This window comes from Micromonospora lupini str. Lupac 08 (assembly GCF_000297395.2).
Classification (GTDB): domain Bacteria; phylum Actinomycetota; class Actinomycetes; order Mycobacteriales; family Micromonosporaceae; genus Micromonospora; species Micromonospora lupini.
Map to the genome: position 1 here is coordinate 1,626,715 of NZ_HF570108.1, position 12,836 is coordinate 1,639,550.

The 12,836-nt window shown below is 71.6% G+C and carries 12 protein-coding genes; 10 read left to right on the top strand and 2 right to left on the bottom strand.

The window, feature by feature from the left end:
- The first annotated feature begins 81 nt into the window (after window positions 1-81).
- The 4 genes from MILUP08_RS08685 (at window position 82) to MILUP08_RS08700 (ending at window position 4,429) form a co-directional block, all read left to right on the top strand.
- Window positions 82-1,071 (top strand): LacI family DNA-binding transcriptional regulator, encoded by a 990-nt coding sequence (locus tag MILUP08_RS08685; RefSeq protein ID WP_007456708.1) that lies wholly within the window; start codon window positions 82-84, stop codon window positions 1,069-1,071.
- A 23-nt stretch (window positions 1,072-1,094) separates the two neighbouring features.
- The gene (locus MILUP08_RS08690) at window positions 1,095-2,345 is read left to right on the top strand and encodes a sugar ABC transporter substrate-binding protein (RefSeq protein ID WP_007456710.1); all 1,251 of its coding nucleotides are present in this window, start codon (window positions 1,095-1,097) and stop codon (window positions 2,343-2,345) included.
- Window positions 2,346-2,418: 73 nt separating this feature from the next.
- The gene (locus tag MILUP08_RS08695) at window positions 2,419-3,540 is read left to right on the top strand and encodes a carbohydrate ABC transporter permease (protein WP_007456713.1); all 1,122 of its coding nucleotides are present in this window, start codon (window positions 2,419-2,421) and stop codon (window positions 3,538-3,540) included.
- Between the two features lies 1 nt (window position 3,541).
- Entirely contained in the window at window positions 3,542-4,429 is an 888-nt protein-coding gene (locus MILUP08_RS08700) for a carbohydrate ABC transporter permease (RefSeq protein WP_007456715.1), read from the top strand.
- Window positions 4,430-4,472: 43 nt separating this feature from the next.
- On the opposite strand, the gene MILUP08_RS08705 is transcribed toward MILUP08_RS08700, so the two are convergent.
- A complete protein-coding gene (locus tag MILUP08_RS08705; RefSeq protein ID WP_007456717.1) occupies window positions 4,473-5,054 on the bottom strand; it encodes a GNAT family N-acetyltransferase in 582 nt (193 codons plus the stop codon).
- Between the two features lie 35 nt (window positions 5,055-5,089).
- Here MILUP08_RS08705 and MILUP08_RS08710 point away from each other — a divergent pair, with 35 nt between their 5' ends.
- Entirely contained in the window at window positions 5,090-6,364 is a 1,275-nt protein-coding gene (locus MILUP08_RS08710; RefSeq protein ID WP_007456719.1) for a glycosyltransferase 87 family protein, read from the top strand.
- Here MILUP08_RS08710 and MILUP08_RS08715 read toward each other — a convergent pair.
- Window positions 6,263-6,814, bottom strand: a complete 552-nt coding sequence (locus MILUP08_RS08715) for a GNAT family N-acetyltransferase (protein ID WP_007456721.1) — start codon at window positions 6,812-6,814, stop codon at window positions 6,263-6,265. The genes MILUP08_RS08710 and MILUP08_RS08715 overlap by 102 nt on opposite strands.
- A gap of 80 nt (window positions 6,815-6,894) precedes the next feature.
- Here MILUP08_RS08715 and MILUP08_RS08720 point away from each other — a divergent pair, with 80 nt between their 5' ends.
- The 5 genes from MILUP08_RS08720 (at window position 6,895) to MILUP08_RS08740 (ending at window position 12,758) form a co-directional block, all read left to right on the top strand.
- Window positions 6,895-8,124, top strand: a complete 1,230-nt coding sequence (locus tag MILUP08_RS08720) for a winged helix-turn-helix domain-containing protein (RefSeq protein ID WP_007456722.1) — start codon at window positions 6,895-6,897, stop codon at window positions 8,122-8,124.
- Between the two features lie 4 nt (window positions 8,125-8,128).
- A complete protein-coding gene (locus tag MILUP08_RS08725) occupies window positions 8,129-8,665 on the top strand; it encodes a DUF2752 domain-containing protein (protein WP_039905664.1) in 537 nt (178 codons plus the stop codon).
- A gap of 637 nt (window positions 8,666-9,302) precedes the next feature.
- Window positions 9,303-10,043 (top strand): FAD-dependent thymidylate synthase, encoded by a 741-nt coding sequence (gene thyX / locus MILUP08_RS08730; RefSeq protein WP_039907492.1) that lies wholly within the window; start codon window positions 9,303-9,305, stop codon window positions 10,041-10,043.
- A 47-nt stretch (window positions 10,044-10,090) separates the two neighbouring features.
- Window positions 10,091-11,017, top strand: a complete 927-nt coding sequence (dapA, locus tag MILUP08_RS08735; RefSeq protein ID WP_007456729.1) for a 4-hydroxy-tetrahydrodipicolinate synthase — start codon at window positions 10,091-10,093, stop codon at window positions 11,015-11,017.
- A gap of 52 nt (window positions 11,018-11,069) precedes the next feature.
- On the top strand, window positions 11,070-12,758 hold the full coding sequence (locus MILUP08_RS08740; protein WP_007456730.1) for a ribonuclease J: 1,689 nt from the start codon (window positions 11,070-11,072) through the stop codon (window positions 12,756-12,758).
- Window positions 12,759-12,836 lie beyond the last annotated feature (78 nt).

Here is a 12,836-nt window from a genome sequence, read left to right on the forward strand (position 1 = left end):
AGTGCGAAACATTCCAGAAACTTGAACGATCTAATCCTGCACTATCCGAATTGGATCGTTCAAGACGGCGAGAGGGATTAAGTGCCCGAGAAGGTAACCATTGCGACGGTGGCCCGGCACGCCCGAGTAAGCCGGCAGACGGTCTCCAACGTGCTCAACGCCCCGCACATCGTGCGGCAGGAGACCCGCCAGCGGGTCGAGGACGCGATCAACGCACTCGGCTACCGGGCCAACCAGGCGGCCCGACAGATGCGTACCGGTCGGTCCCGACTCATCGCCGCCCGGATCGAACCGACCCGCGACGGCATCAACGGGTCGGTGCTGGACCGCTTCCTGCACGGCCTCACCGAGACCGCCGACGCCGCCGGCTACCGGGTGCTGCTCTACACCGCCACCGACGACGAGCGGGAGATCGCCACCTACGACGACCTGCTCGGCACGTACGAGCTGGACGCCTTCGTGCTCGTCGGCACCAAGTACGGCGACCCGCGTACCGCCTGGCTCGCCGACCGGGACGTGCCGTTCGTGACCTTCGGCCGCCCGTGGGACGCCCTCGACGCGCACCCCTGGGTCGACGTGGACGGCGCCGCCGGCACCGGCGCGGCCACCCGGCACCTGCTCGCCGCCGGGCACCGACGGATCGGGTTCATCGGCTGGCCGGCCGGGTCCGGCGTCGGCGACGACCGGCGGGCCGGCTGGCACGACGCGCTGCGCGCCGCCGGAATCGACCCGACCGGGCTGCACCGCGAGACCGAGGACGGCATCACCGAGGGTGAACGGCTGACGCGTGACCTGCTCGCCGCCGTGGCGCCGACCGCAGTGGTCTGTGCCAGTGACTCGCTCGCCCTCGGCGCGCTCCAGGCGATCCGCGGCACCGACCCGCCCGTGTCGGTTATCGGCTTCGACGACACGCCGGTCGCCGCCGCGGTGGGGCTGGCCAGCGTCAGCCAACCGCTGGGCGAGGCCGCGGCCCGCTGCGTGGACCTGCTCACCGGGGTCCTCGACGGCAACCACGAGACCCCCACCCACGTGCTGCTCCAGCCCTCGCTGGCGCTGCGGCACACCGCGTAGTCCCACCCCCACCAGGAGAGAACATGGCACCCAGAACCCTTACCCGGGCCGCGGTGGCCGGCCTCGCCGCCGTCGCCCTTCTCGGGTCCGCGGCCTGCGGCAGCGGCTTCGACGACTCGTCCGGCGACGCCAAGCAGTCCAGCGGACCGGCCAGCCTGCAGATCCTGATCGGATCCTCCGGCGAGGCCGAGACCAAGGCCGTGCAGGACGCGGCGGCGACGTGGGCGAGCAGCTCCGGCAACACCGCCACGGTCACCCCGGCGCAGGACCTCACCCAGCAGCTCGGCCAGGCCCTCGCCGGTGGCACCCCGCCCGACGTCTTCTACGTCGACGCGGCCCGCTTCGCCGACTACGCGAGCGTCGGCGCGCTGGAGCCGTACGGCGACAAGATCTCGAACCCGGACGACTTCTACGAGAGCCTGCGCACCACGTTCTCGTACGACGGCAAGCTCTACTGCGCGCCCAAGGACTTCTCGACGCTGGCCCTGCAGATCAACACGGACCTGTGGGCGAAGGCCGGACTGACCGACGCCGACGTGCCGACCACCTGGGACCAGCTCACCGCGACCGCCCAGAAGATCAAGGCGAAGGGGCAGGTCGCCCTGGCGCTCGGCGACACCCGGGACCGGATCGGCGCCTTCATGGTGCAGAACGGTGGCTGGCTGCTGAGCAAGGACGGCAAGCAGCCGACCGCCGACACCCCGGAGAACCTGGCCGCCCTCCAGTACGTCAAGACCCTGCTCACCTCCGGCCTGGCAAAGTACCCGAAGCAGCTCGACGCGGGCTGGTCCGGTGAGGCGTTCGGCAAGGGCAAGGCCGTGATGACCATCGAGGGCAACTGGATCAAGGGCGCCCTGCAGAACGACTTCCCGAACGTGAAGTACAAGGTGGTGGCGCTGCCGGCCGGCCCGAAGGGCCAGGGCACGCTCTCCTTCACCCAGTGCTGGGGCATCGCCGCGAAGTCGAAGTACAAGGACCAGGCGATCAAGTTCGTCGAGGCGATGACGAGCGGTGCGCAGCAGTTGACGTTCGCGAAGGCGGTCGGTGTCATGCCGTCCCGGCAGTCGGTGCGCGACCAGTACACGGCCGCCTCCCCGACGGACAAGGTGTTCATCGACGGTGCCGCGTACGCCCAGGGCCCGGTGAACGCGCCCAAGATGGACAGCGTCCTCAAGGACCTGGACACCGGACTCCAGAGCCTGACCACCGGCGACCCGAAGACCGTGCTGCAGAACTTCGACAAGAACGCCAAGGCGGCGCTCGGCGGCAGCTGAGGCGACGGCGGGGGCCCGACGACACGCGGGGCCCCCTTCCGCGCCTTCGGCCCGAGTAAGGGAGGGAGGGGAGATGGCAACCGAGACACTGACGGCCGTGGCCACCGCGCCCGGGGCGGGTCCTCGGCGACGCCGTGGTGGCGTGCGCGGCAACGAGAACCTCGCCGGCTGGCTCTTCGTCACGCCGGTGATCGTCATCCTGGGGCTGTTCCTGCTGCTGCCGATCCTGATGGCGCTCTGGGTCAGCCTGACCGACTGGAACGGGCAGGGCAGCCCGTTCACCGGCGACGTCCCGTTCGTCGGCGCGCACAACTACACGCAGTTGTTCACCGAGGACGGGCTGGCCCGCCGCGACTTCATGACGAGCATCCGCAACAACATCTACTACGTGGCGATCGTGGTGCCGGCGCAGACCGTGCTGGCGCTCGGGCTGGCGCTCGTCGTCAACAACCGGATGCTCAAGGGCAAGAGCTTCTTCCGCAGCGCGTTCTACTTCCCCTCGGTCACCAGTTCGGTCGCGATCAGCGTGGTGTTCCTGTTCCTGTTCGCCAACTCCGGCGCGGTGAACGCGCTGCTCGGCCTCCTCGGAATCGACGGACCGGAGTGGTTCGCGGACTCCCGTGGCGTGCTGCACCTGCTTCTCGGCGCGATCGGCGTCGACACGCCCCCGGCGGCGCTTACCGACGGCGGTCCGTTCGGGCTGACCTGGTGGGACTGGCTGGCCGGCCCGAGCGTGGCGATGATCTCGATCATCACGTTGGTCGTCTGGACCACCTCCGGCACCTTCATGCTGATGTTCCTTGCCGGTCTGCAGAACGTGCCGGTGACGCTGGACGAGGCCAGCACCCTCGACGGCGCCTCCCGCTGGCAGCGTTTCCGCCACGTCACCCTGCCGATGATCAGGCCGACCACCTTCCTGGTGCTCACCCTCGGCATGATCGGCTCGTGGCAGGTCTTCGACCAGGTGTACGTCATGAGCCAGGGCGACCCGGCCAAGACCACTCTCACCCCGGCCTACCTGTCGTACCGGACCGCCTTCCGGGACTTCGACTACGGCTCCGGCGCGGCGATCTCGTTCGTGCTGTTCCTCATCATCATCGTGCTCACGCTGATCCAGCGCCGGGCGCTCGCCGAGCGGGACACCGGCCGGCCGCGCCGCGGCCGGCGGCGTCGACGCGTACCGGAGAGGTCCTGACATGGCCGTGCCCACCGACCGCCCGGCCGCCACGCCCACGCGCGGCGACCAGCGCGCGGCCCGCACCCTGGCCACCCGCTTCCTGGGGTACGCCACGCTCGTGTTCTTCGGCCTGGTGTTCCTCTATCCGTTCGTCATCCAGATCGGCACCGCGCTCAAGACCGAGTCCGACGCGGCGGCGAACCCGCTCTCGCCGTTCCCGGACCCGCTCACCCTGGCCGGCTTCGAGCGGATCTTCGCGGGCACCAACTTCCCGCTCTGGCTGGGCAACTCGCTGCTGGTGACCGTGCTGGTGACCCTCGGCCGGGTGTTCTTCGACTCGCTCGCCGGGTACGCCCTCGCCCGGCTGCGGTTCGCCGGGCGAGGCGGGCTGTTCGCGGCCGTCATCGCGGTCATGGCGGTGCCCGGCGTGGTGCTGCTGATCCCGAAGTTCCTGGTGCTCAACCAACTCGGTATCTACAACAGCTACGCCGGCCTGGTGGTGCCACTGCTGGCCGACGCGGCGGGCGTGTTCATCATGAAGCAGTTCTTCGAGTCGATCCCGGTGAGCGTCGAGGAGGCCGCCCGCATCGACGGGGCGAGCATCTTCCGCACCTTCTGGTCGGTGGTGCTGCCGATGGCGAAGCCGGCGCTGATCACCCTCACCATCCTCTCGTTCCAGGGCTCCTGGAACGAGTTCCCGCACAGCCTCGTGTCGGTGCAGGACCCCGACCTGTTCACCCTGCCGCGCGGCCTCGCCGACCTGGTCAGCGGCTCGCTGGGCAGCGGCACCCAGTACCCGCTCAAGCTGGGCGCGGCGCTGCTCGCCACCATCCCGGTGGCGATCATCTTCGTGATGTTCCAGCGCTACTTCGTCCGCGACGCCAACGACGGCTCGGACAAGGGCTGACCGGCGCAGGTGTGGCGGGCCCCGAGTCGGGCCGCCACACCTGTCACTCGGTCGGTACCTTCTCGGTCGGGACGGCCACGTGCAGGCGCACCTGAGGCACCAGCATGTCGTCGACGTCCAGCGCCCGGGCCGCGCCGTCGGGCTCCCAGCCGGTGCTGGTGAGGAACTTCCGGGTCGCCTCGTCACCGTCGAACGCCCACGCCACCGCCCGACTCAAGCCGTCCTCGCGCCACAGGTCGACTGTCGCGGCGAGCAGGCGACTGCCGTGCCCCCGCCGGCCCCAGCGCGGCTCCACCAGCAGGTCGGTCACGGCGGCCACGTCCGGGCCGAGCGCGTCGGCCGGCTCACCCGGGGCGAGCGCCTCGCCGTCGGCCGGGCCGGAGGCGGCGAACCCCACCAGATACGATTGCTCGGCCTGTTCGACGGCGACAAGCACCCGGTGCGCGCCCGAGGGCGGCTCCAGCACCGCGGCGCTCCACCGCCGGGCGAGGAACGCCTCGTCCAGGTTGTCGAGCACATGCCGAGGCAGGATCCGGCGGTACGCGACCCGCCAGGTCGCGAGCTGGATGCGTGCGATCTCGCCGGCGTCCTCGGGACGCGCCGGGCGGACGTACCCGAGAGCCATGGGACGGAAGCCTACGCAGGGCGAGGGAGGCGACGGTGGCGCAGGGTGCCAACAGGACGACCGCGCAGGTCGTCGGGGTGGTGGTGCTCGCCGCGGCGGTCGCCGCGTTCCTCGCCGTCGCGGCCGTCCGGCACGGTTTCTTCGACCTGAAGGTCTACTACGGCGCCTTGACGTGGTGGGTGCACGACGGCGGGGAGATCTACGACTACCTCAAACCGGGCACCCAGTACGGCTTCACGTACCCGCCGTTCGCGGCGCTTGTCATGCTGCCGATGGCGTACCTGCCGTGGTCGGCCGCGATCGCGGTGAGCGTGCTTGCCAGCGTGGCCACCACCACGGTGCTGATCTGGTGGCTGGTCGACCCGATCGCCCGCCGGGCCGGCTGGACCCGCTGGTTCGCGTTCGCCGTCGCGCTCTGCCTGGCCGCCGCCTTCGAGCCGATGCGGGAGACGGTGAACTTCGGCCAGGTCAACACGCTGCTGCTCTTCCTGGTGGCGGTGGACCTGCTGCGGCTGCTGCCGGCCGGCAACCGGTGGGCCGGGGTGGGCATCGGCCTGGCCACCGCGATCAAGCTGACCCCGGGCATCTTCATCGTCTATCTGCTGGTCACCGGGCGGTGGCGGGCTGCGCTCACCGCCAGCGGCGTGGCCGCCGGGGTGTCGCTGCTGGCCGGCGCGCTCTTCCCGGACGCGTCCCGGGAGTTCTGGACCGAGGCGCTGTGGAACACCGGGCGGGTCGGCGAGCTGGCGTTCGTCTCCAACCAGTCGCTGCGCGGGGTCGTCGCCCGGCTCGACCCGCAGCACCCGAGCACCCTGCTCTGGCTGCTGCTCGTGCTCGGCGCCCTGGCGCTCTGGGCCTGGCGGTCGCGGGCCGCCGTCGCGGCCGGCGACGAGGCGACCGGCCTGGCGCTGACCGGCGCGGTGATGTGCCTGGTCAGCCCGGTCACCTGGGTCCACCACCTGGTCTGGCTGCTGCCGGGACTGATCCTGCTTGTCGACAACGCGATGGCCGCGCCGGCCGGTCGCCGCCGCCGCGTCGTGCTGGCCGCCGCGACCATCGGGTACGTGCTGCTGATCAGCCGGACCGTCTGGTTCTGGGAGAAGGACTTCACAGGCGTCGACGGCTTCGTCGGCAGCAACGCGTACGTCTGGATCAGCCTGGCCCTGCTGGCCTTCCTGCCGGTCCGCAGGTGGCTGGCACCCGGCGGCTCAGTAGTCGAGGCGGCCGGCGTACCGCAGCTCGACCAGCCCGACCGGCCCGCGCCCGCCGGCGAGCGGCACCTGGTAGGTCGACCGCTCACCGTCAGGTGACAGCCCCGCCCGTTCGTAGAACCGGCGGGCCCGCCGGTTGTCCGCCAGCACCCACAGCCGGTAGCCGGTCCAGCCCCGCTCGCTGAGCCCGTCGCGGGCGGCGGCGAGCAGAGCGGCTGCCGTCCCGTCGCCCCAGAACGCCGGCTCGACGTAGAGCGCCAGCACCTCGCCGACCGTCGGGTCCAGGTCCTCGCGGTCCTGGTTGCGGCGGTACGGCCCGAACGTGGTGAAGCCGACGACCAACCCGTCCACCTCGCCGAGCAGGGTGTTGAACGGGTGCTCCGGGTCGGCGGTGCCCACGTCGCGGCGGCGCTGCGCCCAGGCCCCCACGTTGAGGCGCCCGAGCACCTCGTCCGGCATGAAGCCGGCGTAACCCGACTGCCAGCCGTGCACGTGCACGCGGGCGACCGCCTCGGCGTCGTCCGGCTCCTCCCGGCGGATGGTCAGCATTGCACCGTTCTATGCCCCCGTGGCGGTCGGAGTCCAGCTTCCCGCACCGGCGTCGTACCGATGATTTATCGTCGCCGACGATGGCCGCACCGGAATCACTCTCGCTCGCCCAGGCCCGCCGGGTGGCACTCGCCGCCCAGGGCTTCGCCGACCCGCCGCCGGTCGGGGTGCCGACGCGTCGACATCTGCGCCGGGTCCTCGACCGGGTCGGGTTGATCCAGATGGACTCGGTGAACGTGCTGCAGCGCGCGCACTACCTGCCGCTCTACAGTCGGCTCGGTCCGTACCCCACCTCGCTTCTCGACCAGGCCGCCTACCGGCGGCCTCGCGAGCTGTTCGAGTACTGGGGCCACGAGGCGTCGCTGGTGCCGGTGGGGCTGCACCCGCTGCTGCGCTGGCGGATGGCCCGCGCGCACAGCGAATCCTGGGGCGGCATGCGGCGCATCGCCCAGGAGCAGCCGGAGCTGGTCGCCTGGGTCCGTGACGAGGTGGCCGCGCGGGGCCCGTTGACCGCCGCCGAGATCGAGCACGACGCCCCCCGGGAGACCGGCAACTGGGGGTGGAACTGGTCGGCGGTGAAGCGGGCGCTGGAGTTCCTGTTCTGGGCCGGCGAGGTGACCGCCGCGGAGCGCAGCACCTCCTTCGCCCGCCGCTACGACCTGCCCGAGCGGGTGCTCCCGCCGGCCGTGCTGGCCGCGCCCACCCCGACCGACGCCGAGGCGTACCGCGCTCTGGTGGCCCTGGCGGCGCGGTCGCTCGGGGTGGCCGCCGAACCGGAGCTGCGCGACTACTTCCGGCTGCCACTGGCCGGCGCCCGGCAGGCAGTCGCGGAGCTGGCCGAGGCCGGCGAGCTGGTGCCGGTCACCGTGGCGGGTTGGCGGCAGCCGGCCTGGCTGCACGCGTCCGCCCGACTGCCCCGGTGGGTTCGCGGCAACACCCTGGTCAGCCCGTTCGACCCGCTGGTCTGGGAACGTGCCCGCACCGAGCGGCTGTTCGACTTCAGCTACCGCATCGAGATCTACGTCCCGGCGCCACAGCGGGTGTACGGCTACTACGTGCTGCCGTTCCTCCAGGGCGACCGGTTCACCGCCCGCGTCGACCTGAAGGCCGACCGCAAGGCCGGAGTGCTGCTGGTGCCGGCCGCCTGGATCGAGCCCGGCGCCGACCCGGGGGAGACGGCCGTCGCCCTCGCCGCCGAGCTGTACCGGCTCGCCGGCTGGCTCGGCCTGGACGCGGTGGTGCCCCCCGCGGCCGGCGACCTGGCCGGTCCGCTCACCGCCGCGTTGGCCGGCGTGTCCGGTGTACCGTGAGCGCGTGACGAGCGTTCCCGGACCGGCCGACCAGCCGCAGCCCACCGGTTGGCCGGCGAGCCCGCCAGATGGTTACGGCTACCCGGCGCCCGAGCCCGACCGGCTCACCCGGGTCGTGCTGCGGCTCTACGAGCGTTCGCCACGCTGGGCGGTACCGCTGGCCGCGGTCGGCTGCGTCGGCCTCGGGATGGCGTACGCGCTGCTGAGCAACCCGGCCCACGCCGACCCGGACGCCGCGCCGACCTGCCTGCTCAAGCTGACCACAGGGCTCGACTGCCCGGGCTGCGGCGGCACCCGCGCGCTCTGGTACGTGCTGCACGGCGACCTGCCGGCCGCCGCCCGGCACCACTTCCTCTTCGTGTTCGCGCTGCCGTTCCTGGCGTACCTCTTCGTGGCCTGGGCGGGAAACCAGGCGTTCGGGTGGCGGCTGCCCGAGCTGCGGATCAGCTCGAAGGTCATCGTCGGGTTCCTGGGCGTGTGGCTGGCGTTCTCGGTGCTGCGCAACCTGCCCTGGGCGCCGTTCACCTCGCTCTACGTCTGAGCGCGCGGACCCGCGCTGTCCTTCTCGCTACCTTGGCGGGTGAGGCAGGACCATCCCGTGTCCCCCTGTAGAGGTGCCCCAGATATGGGGCTCGGCCCGGTCGTCGCTGGCCCCAGCCTGGCCCCACCGATGGGGCAGCTCTACAGGCAGCCGAGGAGGTGCAGGGGTCCGGCGGCCCCGCCTCGGACCGGCGCCAGCGCGGGGGATCCGGCGCTTGGTCGGTCCTGCTGTTCAGCCCCTTTCGAGCTGATGTCGTTCACGACATCACGTAGCTGATCCTGAGCCATTTGCCGACGAACCGCCCACGCACCCGCCCAGACCGAGTCGACTCGGGCGTCGGGCCCGTCAGGCCCGTCGGGCCGGTCGGGTGGCTCGGGCCGGTCGGGTGGCTCGGGCCGGTCGGGTGGCTCGGTTCTACCGGCGAGCTGGGTTGGTCACTCCGGCTGGCCGTGGGTCGGCGGCTGATGTCTCGGACGACATCAGCTCCAAAGGACGCGGCCAGGACCCTCGGTCCCGGGCCCGGCCATGACCCTTGGTCCCGGGCCCGGCCATGACGCCCGAGTGATCGACATTGCACGGGGCGCGCCTGAGTTGGGTGCGAAGGTGCCGCGCCACTACAGTCGCTGGCATGCCGGAGATGGTGCAGCCCCAGGTCAAGTTGATCGCGTGGACCCAGTTCGCGGCCCCGGACGACGTGCCGTGGTCGACCGACGCCGAGGGCGGCCAGGCGCTCGCCGAGTTCGCCGGACGGGCCTGCTACCAGTCCTGGAAGAAGCCGAACCCGGCCACCGCCACCAACGCCGGCTACCTGGCGCACATTCTCGACGTCGGCCACCTGAGCGTGCTGGAGCACGGCTCGGTGACCTTCTACTTCACCGGGGTCTCCCGCTCCTTCACCCACGAGCTGATCCGGCACCGGCACTTCTCGTACTCCCAGCTCTCGCAGCGCTACGTCCCCGAGCGGGACGCGGCAATGGTCGAGCCGGCGGTCATCGCCGAGGACCCCGAGCTGCACAAGCGCTTCACCGAGGCTGCCGAGGCGAGCGTGCGGGCGTACACCGAGTTGCTGGAGGGTCTCGAGCAGCGCTTCTCCGACGAGCCGAACCCGACACTGCGCCGCAAGCAGGCCCGGCAGGCGGCCCGCGCGGTGCTGCCGAACGCCACCGAGACGCGGATCGTGGTCACCGGCAACTACCGGGCGTGGCGGCACTTCGTCGCGATGCGGGCCACCGAGCACGCCGACGTGGAGATCCGTGAGCTGGCCGTGGAGTGCCTGCGCCAGCTCCAGACGGTGGCGCCGAACGTCTTCGCCGACTTCGTGATCTCCACGCTGCCGGACGGCACCGAGGTGGCGGCCAGCCCGCACGAGGCGTCCTGAGCCCTTCCCCGGCGGGCTCCGGCTGGTCGTCCGCTAGGTTGGAGGGTATGACGCACGACCACCCCGACGCCGCGGCCCGACCGGTGTCCCGCCCCTTCGGCCGGGTGCTCACGGCCATGGTGAGCCCGTTCACGCCCGACGGCTCGCTCGACCTCGACGGCGCCGCCCGGCTGGCGAGCCACCTGGTCGACGAGCAGGGCAACGACGCGCTGGTGGTCAACGGCACCACCGGCGAGTCGCCGACCACCACCGACGCGGAGAAGGAACGCCTGATCCGGGCAGTGGTGGAGGCCGTCGGTGACCGGGCCAGGGTCGTCGCCGGGATCGGCACCAACGACACCCGGCACACCATCGAGTTGGCCGCCGCCGCCGAGAAGGCCGGCGCGCACGGCCTGCTCGTGGTCACCCCGTACTACAACAAGCCGCCGCAGAGCGGCCTGCTGCGGCACTTCACCGCCGTGGCCGACGCCAGCGGACTGCCGGTGATGCTGTACGACATCCCGCACCGCTCCGGCGTGCCGATCGACACCGAGACCCTGGTCCGGCTCGCCGACCACGGCCGGATCGTCGCGGTCAAGGACGCCAAGGGTGACCTGACCGCCACCAGCTGGGTGACCAGCCGTACCGGCCTCGCCTTCTACAGCGGCGAGGACGCGCTCACCCTGCCGGCGCTGGCCGTCGGTTGCGTGGGCGTGGTCGGCACCTCGACGCACTTCACCGGGGCGCTGACCGCAGAGATGATCGAGGCGTACGACGCGGGGGACATGCCGGCCGCGCTTGCCCTGCACCGGCGGCTGCTGCCGCTGTTCACCGGCATCTTCCGCACCCAGGGCACCATCCTGGTCAAGGCGGGCCTGGCGTCGCTGGGCCTGCCGGCCGGCCCGGTGCGACCCCCGCTCGTGGACGCCACCGACGACGAGATCGCCCAGCTGCGCGCGGACTTCGCGGCAGCGGGCCTGGAGTTGCCCGAATGATCGAACGACACGATGGGCGCCGAGTGACGGCGTCGCAGAATGAGGTGGACGCGTGACCGAGGCGCACATCGAGGCGGAGCTACCCCCGCCGCTGCCGGAAGGCGGCCTGCGGATCATCCCGCTCGGCGGGCTCGGTGCCATCGGTCGGAACATGACCGTCTTCGAGTACGACGGCAAGTTGCTGATCGTCGACTGCGGGGTCCTGTTCCCCGACGTCGAGCAACCGGGCGTGGATCTGATCCTGCCCGACTTCGGTCCGATCCTGGACCGGCTGGCCGACGTCCAGGCGATCGTGCTGACCCATGGTCACGAGGACCACATCGGCGCGGTGCCGTACCTGCTCGCCCACAAGCCCGACATCCCGCTGGTCGGCTCACAGTTCACCCTCGCCCTGGTCGAGGCGAAGCTGGCCGAGCGGCGGATCCAGCCGTACACGCTCACCGTGCGCGAGGGCGGCCGGGAACGCCTCGGCCCGTTCGAGTGTGAGTTCTTCGCGGTCAACCACTCCATCCCGGACGCGCTCGCGGTGGCCATCCGCACCCCGGCCGGCCTGGTGCTGCACACCGGCGACTTCAAGATGGACCAGCTCCCGCTGGACGGCCGGATCACCGACCTGGCCGGTTTCGCCCGGCTCGGCGCCGAGGGCGTCGACCTGCTGCTGTCCGACTCCACCAACGCGGAGATCCCCGGCTTCGTCACCCCGGAGCGGGAGATCGGTCCGGTGCTCGACTCGATCTTCGCGAAGGCCAAGGGCCGGATCATCGTGGCCTCGTTCGCCTCGCACGTGCACCGGGTGCAGCAGGTGTTCGACTCCGCCGCCGAGCACGGCCGCAAGGTCGCGCTGATCGGCCGGTCCATGGTGCGCAACATGGGCATCGCGCGGGACCTCGGCCTGCTCAACATCCCGGCCGGCCTGGTCGTCGGCATCGAGGAGGCGACCACGCTGCCGCCGGAGCAGATCGTGCTGATGTCCACGGGTTCGCAGGGTGAGCCGATGAGCGCGCTGGGCCGCATGGCCAGCGGCGATCACCGGCACATCACCATCGCACCCGGCGACACAGTCGTGCTCGCGTCCTCGCTCGTGCCGGGCAACGAGACCTCGGTGTACCGGGTCATCAACCGGCTCGCCCGGGCCGGCGCGGTGGTCGTGCACAAGGACGTCGCGAAGGTGCACGTCTCCGGGCACGCCCCGGCCGGCGAACTGCTCTACCTGCTCAACGTGGTCCGGCCCAGCAACCTGATGCCCGTACACGGGGAGTGGCGGCACCTGCGCGCCCACGCCCGCCTCGGCATCGAGTCCGGGGTGGCCGCCGATCGGGTGGTGCTCTGCGAGGACGGCGACGTCGTCGACCTCGTCGAGGGCCGGGCCAGCCTCGTCGGGCACGTGAAGAGCCGGTACGTCTACGTCGACGGTCTCGCCGTCGGCGACGTCAGCGAGTCGCTGCTCACCGAACGGCGGATCCTCGGCGACGGCGGTTTCATCGCCACCACGGTGGTCGTCGACTCGGTCACCGGCAAGGTCGTCGCCGGCCCGACGTTGTCCGCGAAGGGCTTCTCCGAGGACCCGGAGGCGTTCAACCCGGTGATCCCCCTGGTCACCGAGGCGCTCAACCGGGCGGCCGCGGACGGGATCACCGACCCGCACCAGCTTCAGCAGATCGTCCGGCGGACCGTGGGGCGGTGGGTCAACGACGCGTACCGGCGGCGGCCCATGATCGTGCCCACCGTCGTCGAGGTCTGAGCACGTCGCGCTGACGCCGGTCCACCCGATCGGGTGGGCCGGCGTCGCCGTGTCGGCCGCCCGGCGGTCAGGGCAGGT

Bases quoted from the DNA above. Each gene is read 5' to 3' on its own strand.
- MILUP08_RS08690 (WP_007456710.1), top strand. From the start codon at position 1,095: ATGGCACCCAGAACCCTTACCCGGGCCGCGGTGGCCGGCCTCGCCGCC.
- MILUP08_RS08695 (WP_007456713.1), top strand. From the start codon at position 2,419: ATGGCAACCGAGACACTGACGGCCGTGGCCACCGCGCCCGGGGCGGGT.
- MILUP08_RS08700 (WP_007456715.1), top strand. From the start codon at position 3,542: ATGGCCGTGCCCACCGACCGCCCGGCCGCCACGCCCACGCGCGGCGAC.
- MILUP08_RS08705 (WP_007456717.1), bottom strand. From the start codon at position 5,054: ATGGCTCTCGGGTACGTCCGCCCGGCGCGTCCCGAGGACGCCGGCGAG.
- MILUP08_RS08715 (WP_007456721.1), bottom strand. From the start codon at position 6,814: ATGCTGACCATCCGCCGGGAGGAGCCGGACGACGCCGAGGCGGTCGCC.
- MILUP08_RS08720 (WP_007456722.1), top strand. From the start codon at position 6,895: ATGGCCGCACCGGAATCACTCTCGCTCGCCCAGGCCCGCCGGGTGGCA.
- thyX (WP_039907492.1), top strand. From the start codon at position 9,303: ATGGTGCAGCCCCAGGTCAAGTTGATCGCGTGGACCCAGTTCGCGGCC.
- dapA (WP_007456729.1), top strand. From the start codon at position 10,091: ATGACGCACGACCACCCCGACGCCGCGGCCCGACCGGTGTCCCGCCCC.